This window comes from Arthrobacter sp. P1_B3 (assembly GCF_056406615.1).
The window spans coordinates 217,274-234,925 of record NZ_JBFTZV010000007.1; the positions used below are offsets into that span (position 1 = coordinate 217,274).

Annotated in this window: 14 protein-coding genes and 1 tRNA gene; 5 read left to right on the forward strand and 10 right to left on the reverse strand. The window is 67.5% G+C overall.

Annotation, left to right across the window (positions count from 1 at the left end; all coding sequences use genetic code 11):
- The first annotated feature begins 13 nt into the window (after positions 1 to 13).
- The gene (locus tag AC1D2F_RS11080) at positions 14 to 910 is read left to right on the forward strand and encodes a glycosyltransferase (RefSeq protein WP_229995277.1); all 897 of its coding nucleotides are present in this window, start codon (positions 14 to 16) and stop codon (positions 908 to 910) included.
- Positions 911 to 943: 33 nt separating this feature from the next.
- Here the strand turns inward: AC1D2F_RS11080 and AC1D2F_RS11085 are convergent, their stop codons facing one another.
- From AC1D2F_RS11085 to argS, 10 genes are all read right to left on the reverse strand, one after another.
- Positions 944 to 1,723, reverse strand: coding sequence for a WecB/TagA/CpsF family glycosyltransferase (locus tag AC1D2F_RS11085; RefSeq protein ID WP_476966723.1), 780 nt, complete (start codon positions 1,721 to 1,723; stop codon positions 944 to 946).
- Complete coding sequence (locus AC1D2F_RS11090) at positions 1,720 to 2,502, reverse strand: L-threonylcarbamoyladenylate synthase (protein WP_476966724.1); 783 nt, start codon at positions 2,500 to 2,502, stop codon at positions 1,720 to 1,722. Before AC1D2F_RS11090 ends, AC1D2F_RS11085 begins: the two co-directional genes overlap by 4 nt.
- A gap of 83 nt (positions 2,503 to 2,585) precedes the next feature.
- Positions 2,586 to 3,464 (reverse strand): peptide chain release factor N(5)-glutamine methyltransferase, encoded by an 879-nt coding sequence (gene prmC, locus AC1D2F_RS11095; RefSeq protein WP_476966725.1) that lies wholly within the window; start codon positions 3,462 to 3,464, stop codon positions 2,586 to 2,588.
- A 16-nt stretch (positions 3,465 to 3,480) separates the two neighbouring features.
- Positions 3,481 to 4,554, reverse strand: coding sequence for a peptide chain release factor 1 (gene prfA / locus AC1D2F_RS11100; RefSeq protein ID WP_229995273.1), 1,074 nt, complete (start codon positions 4,552 to 4,554; stop codon positions 3,481 to 3,483).
- A 329-nt stretch (positions 4,555 to 4,883) separates the two neighbouring features.
- Positions 4,884 to 7,010, reverse strand: coding sequence for a transcription termination factor Rho (rho, locus tag AC1D2F_RS11105; protein WP_364748113.1), 2,127 nt, complete (start codon positions 7,008 to 7,010; stop codon positions 4,884 to 4,886).
- A 319-nt stretch (positions 7,011 to 7,329) separates the two neighbouring features.
- Complete coding sequence (gene thrB, locus AC1D2F_RS11110; RefSeq protein WP_476966726.1) at positions 7,330 to 8,316, reverse strand: homoserine kinase; 987 nt, start codon at positions 8,314 to 8,316, stop codon at positions 7,330 to 7,332.
- Positions 8,317 to 8,318: 2 nt separating this feature from the next.
- The gene (gene thrC, locus AC1D2F_RS11115; RefSeq protein ID WP_229995589.1) at positions 8,319 to 9,425 is read right to left on the reverse strand and encodes a threonine synthase; all 1,107 of its coding nucleotides are present in this window, start codon (positions 9,423 to 9,425) and stop codon (positions 8,319 to 8,321) included.
- Entirely contained in the window at positions 9,426 to 10,742 is a 1,317-nt protein-coding gene (locus tag AC1D2F_RS11120) for a homoserine dehydrogenase (RefSeq protein WP_229995590.1), read from the reverse strand.
- A complete protein-coding gene (gene lysA, locus AC1D2F_RS11125) occupies positions 10,739 to 12,280 on the reverse strand; it encodes a diaminopimelate decarboxylase (RefSeq protein ID WP_476966727.1) in 1,542 nt (513 codons plus the stop codon). The genes AC1D2F_RS11120 and lysA overlap by 4 nt, the downstream gene beginning before the upstream one ends.
- Before the next feature lie 5 nt (positions 12,281 to 12,285).
- On the reverse strand, positions 12,286 to 13,950 hold the full coding sequence (argS, locus tag AC1D2F_RS11130) for an arginine--tRNA ligase (protein ID WP_476966728.1): 1,665 nt from the start codon (positions 13,948 to 13,950) through the stop codon (positions 12,286 to 12,288).
- Positions 13,951 to 14,148: 198 nt separating this feature from the next.
- On the opposite strand from argS, the gene AC1D2F_RS11135 reads away from it, so the two are divergent.
- The 4 genes from AC1D2F_RS11135 to AC1D2F_RS11150 all read left to right on the forward strand — a co-directional run bounded on the left by AC1D2F_RS11135 (position 14,149) and on the right by AC1D2F_RS11150 (position 17,307).
- Positions 14,149 to 14,592 carry an FMN-binding protein gene (locus AC1D2F_RS11135; RefSeq protein ID WP_229995593.1) on the forward strand — a complete coding sequence of 148 codons (444 nt, stop codon included), beginning with the start codon at positions 14,149 to 14,151 and terminating at the stop codon, positions 14,590 to 14,592.
- Positions 14,593 to 14,599: 7 nt separating this feature from the next.
- Positions 14,600 to 15,472, forward strand: a complete 873-nt coding sequence (locus AC1D2F_RS11140) for an FAD:protein FMN transferase (protein WP_476966729.1) — start codon at positions 14,600 to 14,602, stop codon at positions 15,470 to 15,472.
- Positions 15,469 to 17,076: an FAD-dependent oxidoreductase gene (locus AC1D2F_RS11145; RefSeq protein ID WP_229995595.1), complete on the forward strand. Its 1,608-nt coding sequence runs from the start codon at positions 15,469 to 15,471 to the stop codon at positions 17,074 to 17,076. The genes AC1D2F_RS11140 and AC1D2F_RS11145 overlap by 4 nt, the downstream gene beginning before the upstream one ends.
- 158 nt (positions 17,077 to 17,234) lie before the next feature.
- Positions 17,235 to 17,307 (forward strand) — tRNA-Arg (locus AC1D2F_RS11150).
- Positions 17,308 to 17,652 lie beyond the last annotated feature (345 nt).

A 17,652-nucleotide genomic window follows, 5' to 3' on the forward strand; every position in this document is an offset into this window, starting at 1 on the left:
AAAGGACCCCGCGATGACCCCCTCGGTTGCAGTCGCTGCCGTGACGTTTGACCGTCCCAGGGAGCTGGCGGTCCTGATGGACGCCATCAACAACCAGACCGCTCCGGTGCGGTCCATTTGCCTCGTCGACAGCGGCACCGTGCCTTCGAAGGAAGTTGCCGAGCGGCACGCCAACGTGGACTATGTCCGGTCCGAGGCGAACCTTGGCGGTGCCGGCGGGTTCTCGCTGGCCATCCTCAAGGCCGTGGCCAGCGGGGCTGACTGGATCTGGATGATGGACGACGACGCCGAGCCGGCAGACCCCGAATGCCTTGCCACGCTGCTGCGCGAGGCGCAGGAACGCGGCCTGGACGCCGTGGTCCCGCTCGTGGTGGCCCCCGGCCACCCCGACCAGCTGTCCTTTTTCTTCCGGCTCAATGGCAAGGTCACGCATGAGCGTGCGGAGGTGGAAAAGGTCGGGTTCCTGCCCGACGACGGACACTTCTTTAACGGCGCCCTGATCCGTTCCGATGTCTTCTTCAAAGTCGGCCTGCCGGACATGCGCCTGTTCATCCGCGGCGACGAGGTGGACTTCACGCTGAGGCTCAGGAAGGCCGGGATCCGTTTCGGCACCGTCACCACTGCCGCCATCACGCACCCGCACGCGTTCGCCGAAACCAAGCACGTCTTCGGTGCGCGGTGGCATGTGATCGTTCCGGATTCGGCCTTCAAGCGCTACTTCTACTACCGGAACCGCGGCTACATGATCCGCCGGCACTTCCGGGTCAAGTCATTCATCGCGGATGTGGGCGGCTACCTCGGCTACTTCCTGCGCAGCGGCGACTTCCGCGGGCTCGCGGACTGGTTCCGCGCCTTTTCCGCCGGGCTCCGCGGGAAGGGCTTCGGTCCGCTGGAGGACCAGAAGTTCTAGCCCGCCGCGCCGCAGGCGCTAGGGGTGCTGCCCCTAGGGCTGCCGGCGCAGGCGTCGGCGCAGGCGTCGGCGCAGCAGCAGCCCCAGCAGCACCCAGGGCTCGCCGAACACCCGGTAGGCCACCCGCTGCGGGTGGAGCATAAGCCGCCAGGCCCACTCGAGCCCGAGCCGGCCGATCCAGCGCGGTGCCAGCTTCTGCACCCCGGCAATCTGCTCGATTGCGCCGCCGACGGCGCAGTAGATGGCCGGCGGGAGCGCGGCAAGCCGGCGGGCCAGGACCTGTTCCTGCAGCGGCATCCCAAGGCCCAGGAGCACAAGCTGCGGGCGCAGCCCGTTAAGCCATTCGACCGCTGTTTCCTCAACATCCTTGTTCCAGCCTTCGCCGGGCATGCCGTCGACTCTGGCCCCGGGGACGATCTCGCGCAGCTTTGCCACGGCGCCGGCGTTGGCCACGGCGCCTGCGCCGATGACCGCGATGCGCTCCAAGCCCGCGACATTTCCCAGCGCCGGAATCCAATCGGTCGACCCCAGCCGGTAATCCATCACCGGTTCCCTGCCGTCGTCCTCTTCGCCGGTCTTGGCCCAGAGCCAGAGCACCGGCGCGCCATCGATCAGCACCACGTCGCTGCGGTCGTAGAAAGACCGGAACGCCGGATCGGAGTGCTGCAGCGTCACGCTGTGCAGGTTGTGCCCCACCACGATCCGGGTACGGCCGTCGGCCACGAAGGTGCTGAGGACCGCGGTCAGCTCGGACACCGTCACGGGGGTCGCTTCGACGTCGAGGAACGGGACGTGCTGGCGCTGAAGCGTCATGCGGAACCGGGCTCAGGCGCGGCGGGCTCCGGCGCAGCGGACCCGGGCACAGCATCACCCTTGGGCGCGGCGTCGTTGTCCGGAGCAGCGTCAGCAGCGTCCACGGCATCGGGGGCGTTGCCGTCGACGTCGAGCAGCCCGGGAACCACACCGCGGAGGCGTTCGAGGCTGATGGCACCCTGTCGAACTACGCGCAACGGCACGGCCGTCGCGTCCACAATGGTCGAGGCGAGGGCCTCGGCACCCTCGGCGGGCCGGGGTCCGCCCTCAAGGTAGACCTCCACGGACTCCGCCAGCTGGGCCTCTGCGTCCGCGGCGGTCTGCGCCGCTGCGTGCCCGGTGCGGTTCGCGGAGGACACAGCAAGGGGCCCGGTGAGCGTCAGCAGGTCCTGGGCGATCTCGTCGGCCGGGATCCGCAGGGCGACAGTCCCCTTGGTCTCGCCAAGGTCCCAGTCCAGTGACGGCTGGGCGTGCAGGATCAGGGTCAGACCGCCGGGCCAGAACGTCTCGGCCAGCCGACGCGCCTCGGCCGGAACGTCCGTGGCGAGGCCATCGAGGGCGTTCAGCCTGGGGATCAGCACGGGCGGCGGCATCTTCCGGCTCCGGCCCTTGGACGCGAGCAGCAGGGTCACGGCAAGGGGTGAAAAGGCATCGGCGGCAATGCCGTAGACCGTGTCCGTGGGGAAAACCACGCACTTGTTCTCCCGGATGGCCCGTTGGGCGTGTTCAAGTCCCGCGGCGCGCTGCTCAGCTGCCGTGCAATCGTAGCTAGTCGTCACTGGCCTATTCTTTCATCACTTGTGACACGAAATTTTCGAGGCGTCAGGTCTGGCAGTGTCTGCTCTGACGCCGTCAGCTCTGACTATGTCAGGACTGACGGTGTCAGGACGGCGCTGGTGGCACGGTCCTTGCCGTTGAGATCGCGGTGCGTGCTCACCTCGGAGAACACCCCGGTGCGGTTGAGCATCGCGGCGATCCATTCCGACTGGACTTCGGCGTGCTCCATCACGAAGTAGCCGCCGGGGACAAGCAGCCTGGCAGCCGAGGCAGCCGCCGCCGTCGGAAGTTCCATCCCGTCCGCTCCCCCGCCGTAGAGCGCCTCGGGCGGGTCGTGCAGCGCCACTTCGGGTTCGTTCGGGATCGCTTCGGCCGGAATGTAGGGCGGGTTGGAGACGACGACGTCGAAGGTGCCATTATGTTCGCCCAGTGCGTCGCGCAGATCGCCGCGGACGAGGTGGACGCCCAGGGAAGCCAGGTTTTTCGCCGCCCAGGCGTGTGCGAATTCGCTGTACTCCACCGCGTGCACTTCCGCGCCGGGAACCTCGTATGCGATCGATCCTGCGATCGCGCCGGATCCGGTGCCCAGGTCCACCACTTTCGGGTGCACCAACCCGTCCCTGTCCTTGAGCCAGTCCAGCACCAGCTGCACCACGGATTCAGTTTCCGGCCGCGGGATGAACACGCCGGGGCCGACGGCGAGTTCGAGGTAGCGGAAGTGCGCCACGCCGGTGATGTGCTGCAGCGGGATCCGCTGCGCCCGCTCGGCCACGAGGTCGGCATAGCCCTCCGGCGCCGGCGAGTCGCCGAGCATCAACGCGCGCAGCCGGCCGAGCCCGACGCCGAGCAGGTGCTCKGCCAGGAGCTCGGCATCCACGCGCGGGCTGGGCACGCCGGCCGCCGCGAGAACCGCCGTCGCCTCGCTGACGGCCTCCGCGAGGCTCGGACCATCGCCTGCTGTCATCACGAGTGACCCTCGCCTATTCGCCGATTGCGTCGAGCCGGGACTGCTCGTCCAGTTCGATGGCCGACTGGATCACCGGTTCCAGGTCGCCGTTCATGACCTGGTCCAGGTTGTAGGCCTTGTAACCGGTGCGGTGGTCCGCGATCCGGTTTTCCGGGTAGTTGTAGGTGCGGATGCGCTCGGAGCGGTCCATGGTGCGGATCTGCGACTTGCGCTGCGCCGAGTTTTCGGCGTCGATCAGCTCCTGCTGGTGTGCCAGGATGCGGGCACGCAGCACGCGCATGCCGGCCTCACGGTTCTGCAGCTGCGACTTCTCGTTCTGCATGGCGACGACGATTCCGGTGGGAAGGTGGGTGATGCGCACAGCGGAGTCGGTGGTGTTGACCGACTGCCCGCCGGGACCTGAGGAGCGGTAGACGTCGATCTTGAGATCGTTCTGGTTGATCTCTAGTTCCTCGGGCTCGTCCACTTCGGGCAGCACCAGCACACCGGCGGCCGAAGTGTGGATGCGGCCCTGGGATTCGGTGACGGGGACACGCTGCACCCGGTGCACGCCGCCCTCGAACTTGAGGCGGGCGTACACGCCCTCGGCCGGATCGTTCGAGTTGCCCTTGACGGCCATCTGGACGTCCTTGTAGCCGCCAAGGTCCGATTCGGTGGCGGAGATGATCTCGGTCTTCCAGCCGCGGGATTCCGCATAACGGCTGTACATCCGCAGGAGGTCCGCGGCGAACAGCGCAGCCTCGTCGCCGCCTTCGCCGCCCTTGACCTCGAGGATCACGTTGCGGGCATCGTCAGGGTCGCGCGGGATCAGCAGCCGGCGCAGCCTGGCCGCCGCCGTCTCCAGCGCAGCCTCCAGCTCGGGTACCTCGGCCGCGAACTCGGGGTCCTCGTCCGCCATTTCCTTGGCAGCCGCCAGGTCGTCGCTGATGGCTTCCCAGCGGTGGTAAGCCTCCACAATGCCGTTCAGCTGGGCAGAACGCCGCCCCAACTTGCGGGCCAGCCGCTGGTCGGCGTAGACAGCAGGATCCCCCAGCTGGGCCTGGATGGAGTCGTGCTCATCCAGCAGGCCCTGTACGGACTCAAACATTTTCAAACCTCTTTCGACTCTTACAAGTCTAGTAACGCGATAGAGAAGGTGTGCAAGCAGCGAAGCCGTTCGGTTTTCTGCCGCCCCGGGAGTGCGATCGATGACTCCCAACCTTCGCAAGCTCAGGTCGGGGCCCTCGTCATCTCCCTTTCGGGCCTGCTGGCGTAGCGATGCATTCGCCGCGCGGGTTTTCCGCCCCGGGAGTGGCATCGGGCCTGCCGGAGCGTGGAGGCGCCGATCCGTCAGGATCGAGCCTCCACGCGAAGGGGCGGGGGCGGAAAACCCGCGCGGCGAACCACGCGAGGAATCCGCTCCCCGCCCCTACTTAGCTACTTGTCGTTATCGGACTTCGCACCAAGCGTCGTCTTCTGCACCTGCATGAGGAACTCGACGTTGCTCTGGGTCTCCCGGATCTTGTTGGTCAGCAGCTCAAGGCTCTGCTGCGTTTCGAGTCCGGACAGGACGCGGCGCAGCTTCCACATGATCTTGACTTCCTCGGGGGAAAGCAGGTTTTCCTCACGGCGGGTACCGGACGCGTTGACGTCCACGGCCGGGAAGATGCGCTTGTCCGCGAGCTGGCGGGACAGGCGCAGTTCCATGTTGCCGGTGCCCTTGAACTCTTCGAAGATGACCTCGTCCATCTTGGAGCCGGTCTCGACGAGCGCGGTGGCCAGGATGGTCAGCGAGCCGCCGTTTTCGATGTTGCGGGCTGCACCGAAGAAGCGCTTCGGCGGGTACAGCGCGGCGGAGTCCACACCACCGGACAGGATGCGGCCTGAAGCCGGGGCTGCCAGGTTGTAGGCACGGCCCAGGCGGGTCATGGAGTCCAGGAGCACCACAACGTCCATACCCATTTCCACGAGGCGCTTGGCGCGTTCGATGGAGAGCTCGGCCACGGTCGTGTGGTCGTCGGCGGGACGGTCGAAGGTGGAGGCAATGACCTCGCCCTTGACGGTGCGCTGCATGTCCGTGACTTCTTCGGGACGTTCGTCAACAAGCACCATCATGAGGTGGACCTCAGGATTGTTGGTGGTGATGGCGTTGGCGATGGACTGCAGGATGAGCGTCTTGCCGGCCTTCGGCGGCGAAACGATCAGGCCGCGCTGGCCCTTGCCGATCGGGGCCACGAGGTCGATGACGCGGGGGCCGATCTTCTTCGGGTCCGTCTCGAGGCGCAGGCGCTCGGAGGGGTACAGCGGGACGAGCTTCGCGAATTCGACGCGGTCCTTGAGTTCTTCCGGCGTCTTGCCGTTCACCGAGGTGACGCGGACCAGGGCGTTGAACTTCTGGCGGGCGGACTGCTGGCTGCGGTCCTCACCTTCGCGGGGTGCACGGATGGCACCGACACAGGCGTCGCCCTTGCGCAGGTTGTACTTCTTGACCTGGGCGAGCGAGACGTAGACGTCGTTCGGGCCCGGCAGGTAACCGGAGGTGCGGATGAACGCGTAGTTCTCCAGCACGTCGAGGATACCGGCGACCGGCAGGAGGACATCGTCCTCGGTGACCTCGACGTCGTCGACATCCGGTCCCTGCTGACGTCCGCGGCGGCGGTCGTTGCGGTCGCGGAAGCGGTCGTTGCGCGAGGAGTTGTCGCGGCTGTCCTGCTGGCCGCCCTGGCGGTCACCGCGGTCGTTGCGGTCACGACGGTTGCGGCGGTTCCGGCGGCTTCCGCCGTCGATATCATCGCTGTCGCGGGTGTTGTCGCGGCTGCCGGCGGTTTCGTCGCGGCCGCCACGGGTGCGGGTGTCGCGGCGCTGGCCGTCTTCGCTGGCCGGCTCGCGCTGTTCACGCTGGTCAGTGCGCTGTTCTGTGCGCTGCTCGCGCTGTTCAGTGCGCTGTTCTGTGCGCTGTTCACGCTGCTCGGCGGCGGGCTGTTCGGCCTGGGCCTCGACGGCGTTCTGCCCACCGGCCTCGGTGGCCTGGGCTGCGGCTTCGCCGCGGCGGCGGTTGCGGGTGCGCGGCTGCCTCGTGCGGTCGCCGGATTCCGTCCCGGAAACGGCCGTGCCGGAGTCGGTGGAAACCGCGGGGGCTTCTACCGGGGCAGCGGCGGGTGCCTCAGCGGCGGGCGCGGTGACGACTCCGTCGCTGCCTGCACGGCGGCTGCGGCCGCGGCGGGCGCGGGGGCTTTCCTGGGCCGGGGCCTCCTCGGCGGCTGGCGCCGTGGCGGGCGCAGCTACCGGGGCGGCTGCGTGGGCAACGGTGCCGTTGTCACTCGCCTTTTCGGCAGCGCGGGCCGGAGCCTTGCTTACCGGGGTGCCTGCGCGGTGAGCGGAAATGGCCGTAACCAGATCGCCCTTGCGCATGCGGGAACCGCCGGAGATGCCCAGCTGGCTGGCGAGGGCCTGGAGTTGGGCGAGCTTGAGGCCTGCAAGGCCGCTGCTCTTGGCGGGTGCTGCCGTTGATTCGGCAGCAGAAGATGTATCCACAGCCGGAGACAGCTCAGTGGTTTCGGTCACGAAGGATCCTTCCCCCTCGACGGCGTCCAGGCTAAGAGCTGGACGCGGTGATTTGATCTGGGCTGCAGTTCAGATCTGCAGCCGGGATTTCGGCCTTGCCGGATGGATTTCGGCCAGCAGGGCCGGATACTGCTTCACCATGCACGATCCGAGAAATGAGGAACGGCGGGCTGAGTTTCAGGGGTCAGAACAATTCTGCTGATTCCTGCGTCAGACCGAAAGCAGGTGGCACCGGAAAATATCGCGCAGTGAAAGATGAGAGAGGCTACGTGGCCAACATCGCGGTCTTACAACGGTTACAAATTTACCGCCTGCGTATTTACCGCCGGTGCACTTCCACTTTAGCACCTTCGACGTCCACGGCCAGCTTCATCACACGCCAGCCCACTTCCGGCGTGTTGCCCGCAGTGTGGGCGCCGATGAAGTCCACCACCTCACGGGCTTCCGCTTCCCCGTTGGCCAGGACCAGCACGGTGGGTCCGGCGCCGGATACGACGGCGGCGTGCCCTGCCCGGCGCAGCGCGCTAATCAGCTCCGCGCTGGGCCGCATGGCCTGGGCGCGGTAGCTCTGGTGCAGGTAGTCCTCGGTGCCGGGCAGCAGGAACTGCGGGTTGGCGGTCAGGGCATGGATCAGCAGGGCGGCGCGGCCGGAGTTCATGGCCGCGGCATGGTGGCCCACCGACGCCGGCAAGAGTGCCCGGGCGGCCTCGGTGGAAAGCTCGTAGTCCGGCACGGCGACAACGGGAATCACCGAGGCGGCCACGGACGCACACGTGCTGCTGTACTGGTCACTGTCCTGCCATGACAGCGCCAGTCCGCCGAAAATCGCGGGTGCCACGTTGTCCGGGTGGCCTTCCATTTCGCTTGTGAGCTGCAGGATCCAATCCCGGCCCCGCCGGGAGGCCTCCGGAACCAGGGCATTCGCGGCGCTGACGGCTGCCACCACGGCCGACGCCGAGGAACCCAGGCCCCGCCCGTGCGGGTTGACGTTGTCCGCCGTGATTCGCAGGCCTTCGTGCCGGAATCCGAGGCGGTGCAGTGCCTCGGTGAGGGYCTTGACCACGAGGTGCGTCGCATCGCGGGGCAGGGACTCGGCGCCCTCGCCACTGAGCTCGAATTCAAGTTCACCGCTGGCCAGGGTTTCCACGGTGAGCGTGTCATGCAGCGTGAGAGCCAGGCCGAGGCTGTCGTAGCCGGGGCCCAGGTTGGCGCTCGTGGCCGGCACGCGCACGGTGACCAGCTGGCCCGCCGGTACGGCCGGGGAGCCGGCAGCTGATTCGGCCGGGACGGTGAGGGTTGTTTCCAACGTTATCTTTCTTCCAGTCCCAGTGCTGCGGCGACGGTGACGACGTCGTTGGAGACCTTGACCGGCTGCACGTCGCTGCCGTCCTCGGTGCGCAGGGCCCACTGCGGGTCCTTGAGGCCGTGACCGGTCACCGTGATCACGATCGTCTTGCCGGTCGGCACTTCCCCGGCTGCGTGCTTCTTGATCAGTCCGGCGACCCCGGCAGCGGAGCCGGGCTCCACGAAGACGCCTTCCCGGGCGGAGAGCCAGCGGTGCGCGGACAGGATTTCCTCGTCCGTGACGGCCTCGATCACGCCGCCGGATTCATCCCGGGCCGCCACGGCGGTGTCCCAGGAGGCCGGGTTGCCGATCCGGATGGCGGTGGCAATGGTGTCGGGCTCGGTGATGGGGTGGCCGGCCACGAAGGGCGCCGCCCCTGCGGCCTGGAAGCCCCACATGACAGGGGTCTTGGTGGAAACGGCAGGCAGCGGCCCGGCAGTAGGCGACTCAAAGGCCGCGGCGTACTCCTTGTAGCCCTTCCAGTACGCGCTGATGTTGCCGGCGTTGCCCACCGGAAGCACGTGGAAATCGGGGGCGTCGCCGAGCGAATCCACCACCTCGAAGGCACCGGTCTTCTGGCCTTCGATCCGGGCCGGGTTGACGGAGTTGACCAGGAAGACCGGGTAGGACTCGCCGAGCTTGCGGGCGATGTCGAGGCAGTCATCGAAGTTGCCGTCCACCTGCAGCAGCGTGGCCCCGTGCGCGACTGCCTGGCTGAGCTTGCCCATGGAGATCTTGCCCTCGGGGACCAGCACCGCACACTGCAGCCCGGCCGCCGTCGCGTAGGCCGCGGCGGACGCAGAGGTGTTGCCGGTGGAGGCGCAGACCACGGCCTTGGCGCCGGCGGCCACCGCTGCCGTCATGGCCATGGTCATGCCGCGGTCCTTGAAGGAACCGGTCGGGTTCATGCCTTCGACCTTGAGGTAGACGGTGCTGCCGGTCAGCTCGGAGAGGTGGCGGGCGTGCACGAGCGGGGTGCCGCCCTCGCCCAGGCTAATGACCTTGGTGGCTTCCGTGACAGGAAGACGATCAGCGTATTCGCGGATGACACCGCGCCATTGGTGAGCCACTTAGACTCCTTCTACCCGGAGTACGGATGTGACGGAATTGATGACGTCCAGGCGCCTGACGGCCTCGACGGTTGCTGCAAGTGCGGCTTCGCGTGCACGGTGTGTCACGATCCGCAGCTCGGCCGACTCCACGTTGGAGTCGGCGTCGCGGTGGATGGTCTGCCGCATGATTTCAATGGACACGCCGTGCTCCGCGAAGAGCTGCGCGATCCGGGCCAGGACGCCGGGTTGGTCCGCGACGTCGAGTCCGATGTAGTAGCTCGTGACGGCTGCGTCGATGGGCAGCGGGGGCACGTACCCCGTGGTGGTTTCGGTCCGGCCGGGACCGCCCAGGACAATGCGGCGGGCCGCGGAGACGAGGTCGCCCAGCACGGCGGACGCCGTCGGGGTGCCGCCGGCGCCCTGGCCGTAGAACATGAGCTCGCCGGCGTTCTCGGCTTCGATGAAGACGGCGTTGAACGCACCGCGGACGGCGGCGAGGGGGTGTTCGCGGGGCAGCAGCGTGGGGTGGACGCGGACCGAGACGCCGGTTTTGCCGTCCTCGTCATCCAGTTTCTCGGCAATCGCGAGCAGCTTGATGACAAAGCCGGCCTCCTTGGCGGCAGCGATGTCCGCCGCGGTGACCGACGTGATGCCCTCGCACGAGACGTCTTCCAGCGCGAACCGCGTGTGGAAGGACAGCGAGGCCAGGATCGCGGCCTTGGCCGCGGCGTCGTAGCCTTCGATGTCGGCCGTGGGATCGGCTTCCGCGTAGCCCAGGCGCTGGGCCTCGGCCAGCGCATCGGCGAACTGCGCGCCGGTGGAGTCCATCTGGTCGAGGATGAAGTTGGTGGTGCCGTTGACAATCCCGAGCACCCGGGTGATCCGGTCGCCGGACAGGCTGTCACGGATGGACCGCAGGATGGGGATGGCGCCGGCCACGGCTGCCTCGTAGGAGAGCTGCACACCGGCCTTGTCCGCTTCCTCGTACAGCGTGGGACCGTCCTGGGCCAGGAGCGCCTTGTTGCCGCTGACAACACAGGCACCGTGCCGCATGGCGGTCAGGATCAGGGTCCGGGCCGGCTCAATCCCGCCCATGAGCTCGATGACGACGTCGGCGTCCTTGACGAGGACTTCGGCGTCAGTCGTGAACAGCTCGTGCGGCAGCTCGACGTCGCGCTCGGCATCGAGGTTGCGCACCGCGATGCCCTGCAGTTCCAGGCGGGCTCCCGTGCGCGCGGCGAGGGCGTCGGCGTCGTCAATGAGAATCCGCGCAACCTGGGCCCCAACGTTGCCACAGCCCAGCAGGGCCACTTTCAGGGTTCGCAATTCAGTCATTCAGAGACTCCCATGTCGCGGTTGAGCAAATCTTCTTCGGTTTCCCCGCGGACAATGAGCCGGGCAGATCCGTCGCTGACAGCGATAACGCCCGGCCGGGCCAGATAGTTGTAGTTGCTTGACAGGGCCCAGCAGTAGGCGCCGGTACCCGGTACAGCAAGCAGATCACCGGCTGCCACGTCCTCGGGCAGATATACATCTCTAACAACTATGTCGCCGCTCTCGCAATGTTTGCCCACTACTCGGGACAGCTGCGGCGCCGCTTCGGAGCTCCGCGAGGCGAGAATCGCCGAATAATCCGCGTCGTACAGCACCGGCCGGGGGTTGTCGCTCATCCCGCCGTCCACCGACACATACCGGCGGGGGTACGTAACGTCCTCGCCGGCATTCTGGCCGGCCGCCGCGCCAACGCTGGCCCCGGAGGACGGGGAATCCACGCGGACGGTCTTGAGCGTGCCGACCTCATACAGCGTGAAGGTGGTGCTTCCGACGATCGCGCGGCCCGGTTCGATCGAGATCCGGGGGGCGGCAATCCCCAGCGCAGCGCACTTGGAACGGACGACGGCGGCCATCGCCTGCGCGATTTCGGCGGCCGGGCGCGGGGTGTCCACGGGGGTGTAGGCGATGCCGTAGCCGCCGCCGAGGTCGAGTTCGGGCAGCACGATGGAGTACTTCGACTGCATCGCTGCCAGGAAGTCCAGGAGCCTCTCCGCGGCGAGGGCGAAGCCGTCCGGTTCGAAGATCTGGGAGCCGATATGGCAGTGCAGGCCCAGCAACTCGATGCTTGCGTGCCCGGTCGCCGCGGCCACGGCTTCTTCTGCGGCGGACAGTCCGGCCCGGTCAGTCGAGTCCCCGGCCATGGAGAGGCCGAACTTCTGGTCCTCGTGGGCGGTGGCAATGAATTCGTGGGTGTGGGCGTGCACTCCGGGAGTCAGCCGCAGCATGACCTTGGCGGTGTCACCCCGGTTGGCGGCGATCGCCGCGACGCGTTCGAGCTCATCGAGGCTGTCCACCACGATCCGGCCCAGCTGCATGTCCAGGGCCCGGTGGATTTCGCCGTCGGACTTGTTGTTCCCGTGCAGGGCGACGTCGGCGCCGGGGATGCCGGCGCGGAAGGCCACGGCGAGTTCGCCGCCGGACGCCGTGTCCAGGCGCAGCCCCTCTTCCTCGACCCACCGGACCACGGACGTGCACAGGAAAGACTTGCCGGCATAGTAGACGTCCACTCCCCCGCAGATATCGGCGAAGGCATCGTTGAATGCGTCGCTGAACGCCCGGGCCCGGGCCCGGAAGTCGGTCTCGCTCAGCACGAACAGCGGCGTACCGTACTGGCGCTGCAGCTCGCTGACCGTCAGCCCCTCGATGGCGAGCTCGCCGTCCTCGTTCCGCGTGACACCGCCCGCCCACAGTGGTTCGTGGAGGGCGTTGAGGTCGGCGGGGACCTCGAGCCAGCCCGGCGCGAGCGGTGAGCCTGCACTTCCGGTGTTGCGTGCGTCAGGCTGTCCTGATTTCGACGGCTGTCCTGATTTCGAGGGCATGGCGGTTACATCCGTTCCGGCGCCGAGACGCCCAGCAGTTCCAGTCCGTTGGCCAGCACCTGGCTGGTGGCGTCGTTGAGCCACAGCCTGGTGCGGTTGGTGTCCGTAATGGGTTCCTCGCCCTGGGGTGCCACGCGGCAGGCGTCGTACCAGCGGTGGTAGGCGCCGGCGATGACTTCGAGGTGGCGTGCCACGCGGTGGGGCTCGCGCAACTCGGCGGCCTTCGCAACGATCGAGGGATAGCTGCCCAGGTGCGAGAGCAGCTCGTTTTCGGTGGGGTGGTCCAGCAGGGCAGCGTTGAAGCAGTCTTTGCCGTTCACACGGCGGTCCACGCCTGCGGCCACGGCATTGCGGGCGGCACCGCGGGAGCGGGCGTGCGCGTACTGGACGTAGAACACCGGGTTTTCGTTGCTGTGCTTCTTCAGCAGGTCCGGGTCCAGCGTCAGCGGCGAATCGGCGGGGAACCGGGCGAGCGAGTACCGGACCGCGTCCTTGCCGAGCCAGGAGATGAGGTCCTTGAGCTCGATGATGTTGCCGGCGCGCTTGGACAGCTTGGCGCCGTTGACGGAAACCAGCTGGCCAATCAGGACCTCGATGTTGACCTCGGGGTCATCGCCCGCGGCGGCCGCGATGGCCTTGAGCCGGTTGATGTAGCCGTGGTGGTCGGCGCCGAGGAGGTAGATCTTCTCGGTGTAGCCGCGGTCCTTCTTGGACAAGTAGTAGGCGGCGTCGGCGGCGAAGTACGTGGGCTCACCGTTTGCGCGGACCATCACGCGGTCCTTGTCGTCGCCGAAGTCGGTGGTGCGCAGCCAGACCGCGCCGCCGTCGTCGAAGACGTGGCCCTGTTCGCGCAGGCGGGCGACGGCGTCTTCGATCGCGCCGGCGTCGTGGAGCTCCTGCTCCGAGAAGTAGACATCAAAGTCGACGCCAAACTCGGCCAGCGTCTGCTTGATGTCGTGCATCTGCGCCTTGTACGCGGCGCCCCGAATCACCGGCAGGGCCGCCACTTCGGTGAGTTCGCGGATGTCCGGGTGCTCGGTGAGCACCTCGTGGCCGAGGTCCGCAATGTACTGGCCCGGGTAGCCGCCCTGGGGCACGTCCCGGCCGTGCAGCCTGGCGAACACGGAGTTCGCGAACACGTTCATCTGGGAGCCGGCGTCGTTGATGTAGTACTCGGCCGTGACGTCGGCACCTGAGGCCCGCAGGACGCGGGCGATCGCGTCGCCGAGGGCGGCCCAGCGGGTGTGGCCGATGTGCAGCGGGCCGGTGGGGTTGGCCGAGACGAACTCCATGTTGACCACGTGCCCGGCGAGCGCTGTATTGGTGCCATAGGCGGCGCCTGCCTCGACGATCGCCTTGGCCAGGGTGCCGGCGGCAGCAGCGTCCACGGTGATGTTCAGGAAGCCGGGGCCGGCGATGTCAACCGCGGACACGCCGTCGATCGTTTTGAGCCGGGCGCTGAGGACGGACGCGAACTCCCGCGGGTTGGTGCCCGCCGTCTTGGCCAGCTGGAGGGCGACGTTGGTGGCCCAGTCCCCGTGGTCCCTGTTCTTCGGGCGCTCCACACGCACCTCATCCGGGATGTCGGCTGCAGAAAGGGCTATGTCACCGGCCGCTACAGCGTCCTTCAGGCAGGCGGATATGGCGAGGGAGAGTTCTTCTGGGGTCACACTTCTAGCCTACCGGTGGGCCCGTGGTGTGGCGGAATCTGGGGCCCGGCATGACGGTTGGGGTAGGGCTCCGGGAAAACCCAAGGTCTTCAATGCCTCGCACCGAGGGTGAACCGTTACCCTGAAATCAACGTCTTCAACCCTGTCAGTGCCTCCACCTTGTTCGCTGTCCGATCCCCGCAAAGAATCGAGTCCCGCATGAATACCGCCTTCCGCAAAAGCGTCCTCGTCGGCATTGCCGGCCTCTCCGTGGCCGGAACTGCGGCTGGCTGCGCCCCGGCTGCGCAGGCGCCGGCCGCACAGGGCGCGCCCCCGGCGTCCGAATCCGCTGCCGGCACCGGCTCCTACAAGGACGGCACGTACAGTGCCGACGGCAACTACACCTCCCCCAACGGCACTGAGACCGTCGGCGTGGAACTCACGCTGGCCAGCGGAGCCGTGTCCGACGTGAAGATCACGCCGCACCCGTCGAATCCGAACACCCGCAAATTCCAGGGCGAGTTCGCGAGCGGCATCCAGGCCCAGGTGGTGGGCAAGAAGCTTGACGAGATCAAGGTTTCCAAAGTGGCCGGATCCTCGCTGACCAGCGGCGGCTTCAACCGGGCCGTGGCGGATATCAAGACACAGGCCCAGGCCCAGTAGGCCGGACGTGCCGCATCCGGGCTGGTCGCACTTCAGCTTTGACGGGATCGGGACCCGCTGGGAGATTTCCACGCCCTCCCGGCTCTCCGGAAAACACCGCCGCGGGCTGCTCGCCACGGTGGAGAGGTACGACGCCGCGTGGTCCCGATTCCGGCCCGACTCCCTCATTGCTGACGCCGCCCGAACACCTGGCCGCATTGAGCTGCCCGCCGAATCAGCCGCCCTGGCCGAACTGTATGGCACGCTGTACCGGCTCACCGGGGGTGCAATGACCCCGCTCATCGGCGGCAGCCTCGAGCGCCTGGGCTACGACGCCGACTACAGCCTGCGCCCGGGCGGTGCTCCGCTTCCCGCGCCGCGCTGGGAGGATGTGCTGGACTGGCAGGGCCCCGCGCTGACAACCACGGCCCCGGTTGTGATCGACGTCGGCGCGGCCGGAAAGGGGCAGCTGGCCGACCTGCTCTCCGCCGAACTCCGGGACGATGGCTTGGCCGAGCACTTCATCGATGCCAGCGGAGACCTGCTGAATCCGGGGCCGGATCCGGTGATGGTTGCCCTCGAGCATCCCTACGATCCAACCCAGGCAATCGGCACCGTCCAGCTCGGGGCCGGCGCCCTCTGCGCTTCCGCCGCCAACCGGCGGGCCTGGGGCGACGGGTTCCATCACGTGCTCGATGGCTTAACGGGAGCGCCGGTGCGGACTGTCGTCGCCAGCTGGGCCATGGCCGGGACCGCGATGGTGGCCGATGCGCTCGCCACCGCTTTGTTCTTTGTCGACGGTCCGAGGCTGGAGCAGGAGTTCGATTTCGCCTGGCTCACCGCCTACTCGGACGGGCACGCGGAATTTTCATCCGATTTTGAAGGGGCCCTGTTTTCATGACTGCCATCACCACCACTGCCCTCGGCTCGAGGCTGGACACCGCTTTGGGCCGGCTCACGATGTACCGGCTGGTGCTCTGGGTCCTGGCCGTCCTGGCCGGCTACAGTCTGCTGCTCAACGTGCTGGGCTGGCTGACGTTCGGGTTGCCGGAAATGCTGGCCCACCTTGTCCTGTGCCTCGGCTTGACCTACGCCTCCAACCAGGGCATCGCCGCACTGTTCCACGTGCGGCCGCACACGGAATCCTCGCTCATCACCGGGTTGCTGCTGTACTTCCTTTTCTGGCCCAGCCAGCTGACACAGGGGCTCCAGCTGGCTGAGCTCGCCGGCGTCGCCCTGGCCTGTGTCCTGGCCTCGGCCTCGAAGTATGCGCTGGCTTGGCGCGGACGGCACATCTTCAATCCCGCGGCGGCCGGCGCATTCCTCGCCGGGCTGACCGGGCTCAATATTGCCACCTGGTGGGCGGCGACGCCGGCAATGCTCTGGCTTGTGCTGCCGGGGGTGCTGCTGGTGCTGTACCGGACCCGGAAGTTTGCCATGGCTGCCGTCTTCACCGTGGTCGCCGTGTCCATCGTGGCCGCGGACCTGCTCCGGGCCGGGATGGAGCTTCCCGAGGCCCTGTGGCAACCGATCGCGCAGCGCCCGGTGCTGTTCTTCGTCGGGTTCATGCTCACCGAACCGCTCACCTTGCCCCCGCGGCGCTGGCAGCAACTGGCGCTGGCCGCCGTCGTCGGGGTGCTGTTCGCGGTCCCCTACAACCTGGGCTTTGTGGCCAACTCCCCCGAGCTGGCGCTGCTGGTGGGCAACGTGCTCGCCTTCGCCGTTGGACAGCGCGGCGGGGTCCGGCTGCGGTTCGTCGCCAGCCGTCCGCTGACGCCCACGACGACGGAATTCAGCTTCCGCCCGGAGCGCCCGGTGCGCTTCATTCCCGGCCAGTCCCTGGAGCTGCACCTGCCTCCAGACACGGCCGGCGGCAACCGCATCCGCAAAGGTGATGCCAAGGGTGATGGGAAGGGAATCCGGCGCGTGTTCAGCCTGACCAGCGCGCCCGGCGCATCCCTGCTGACGATCGGGGTGGGGACGGCGGAGCCGGTGTCGTCAGCCAAGCGCTCGCTGCTGGCCCTTGAACCGGGCGACGGGCTCACCGCGACCACGATAAACGGCGACTTCGTCCTGCCCCGGGACCCGGCCGCCCCCGTGCTGCTCATCGCGGCCGGAATCGGCATCACCCCCTATATGGCCCAACTGGCTGCGGCGTCAGCCGGGGCCCCGTCCGGGAAATCAGCCGGGAGCCCCACCGGGGACCGCGACGTTGTCCTGCTGTACCTGGCCAAGAGTGCCGCCGAGCTGGGCTACGCCGAGGAGCTGCAGCGCTCCGGGGCGCGCATCCTGGCCCGGCTTGCCGACGGTTCGGTGCCGCCGGCCAACATGGAGGATGCAGGCGCCAGGAGGATTGACGCGGCGGCCCTCAAGGAGCTGGTCCCCGACATCGGGGGCCGGGATGTCTTCGTCTCCGGCTCGCCCGCCAGCGTGCGTTCGCTGCGGGCCGCGGCACGTGGCGCGGGCGCACGCCGGGTCCATGTGGATTTCTTCGCCGGCTACTGAGCGGACCGGCCAATTCGCGGGATTTATCACGCATTTGAAGCCTACTTAAGACGCGTTTGGTTCCACCAGACTCCACAAATGTGTGCCGATTTTCCGTTGAGGGCCACCTTCCTGCTAAGCTCTAGGACGTCCCGCCGGTAACGGCAGGAACCCTGGATGCCCTCGTAGCTCAGGGGATAGAGCGTCTGCCTCCGGAGCAGAAGGTCGTAGGTTCGAATCCTATCGAGGGCACAAAAGAAAACCCCGTCATTTCACGGAAGTGGCGGGGTTTTTGCTGATCAGCTTGACATGACGGATGATTCATGCCCCCCGATTCCCACCGCTTCCCCGGCTAGACGATATGAAGTGTGGTGGGCCGGTCCTGACGTAGGACTGGAACCTCGGGTTCAAAGAGGTTCGTGGGTTGCCGGTCCGGGGGCCTGTTCCGCAGTCTCGTGCGGGGTGTGGACTGGTAGAGCCACATTTGAACGTCTGGAGGTTCCAGCCATGAATAACCGTACCTACGTCGGTTTGGATGTCCATGCGCGCAGTGTGAAGGGCTGCGCCATTGACCGCGAAACCGGCGAGATTCTGCGC

What these genes read in the sequence shown, in the direction of transcription:
- AC1D2F_RS11080 (WP_229995277.1), top strand. Translation starts at nt 14, where the DNA reads ATGACCCCCTCGGTTGCAGTCGCTGCCGTGACGTTTGACCGTCCCAGG.
- AC1D2F_RS11120 (WP_229995590.1), bottom strand. Translation starts at nt 10,742, where the DNA reads ATGACTGAATTGCGAACCCTGAAAGTGGCCCTGCTGGGCTGTGGCAAC.
- prfA (WP_229995273.1), bottom strand. Translation starts at nt 4,554, where the DNA reads ATGTTTGAGTCCGTACAGGGCCTGCTGGATGAGCACGACTCCATCCAG.
- AC1D2F_RS11145 (WP_229995595.1), top strand. Translation starts at nt 15,469, where the DNA reads ATGACTGCCATCACCACCACTGCCCTCGGCTCGAGGCTGGACACCGCT.
- lysA (WP_476966727.1), bottom strand. Translation starts at nt 12,280, where the DNA reads ATGCCCTCGAAATCAGGACAGCCGTCGAAATCAGGACAGCCTGACGCA.
- AC1D2F_RS11085 (WP_476966723.1), bottom strand. Translation starts at nt 1,723, where the DNA reads ATGACGCTTCAGCGCCAGCACGTCCCGTTCCTCGACGTCGAAGCGACC.
- AC1D2F_RS11135 (WP_229995593.1), top strand. Translation starts at nt 14,149, where the DNA reads ATGAATACCGCCTTCCGCAAAAGCGTCCTCGTCGGCATTGCCGGCCTC.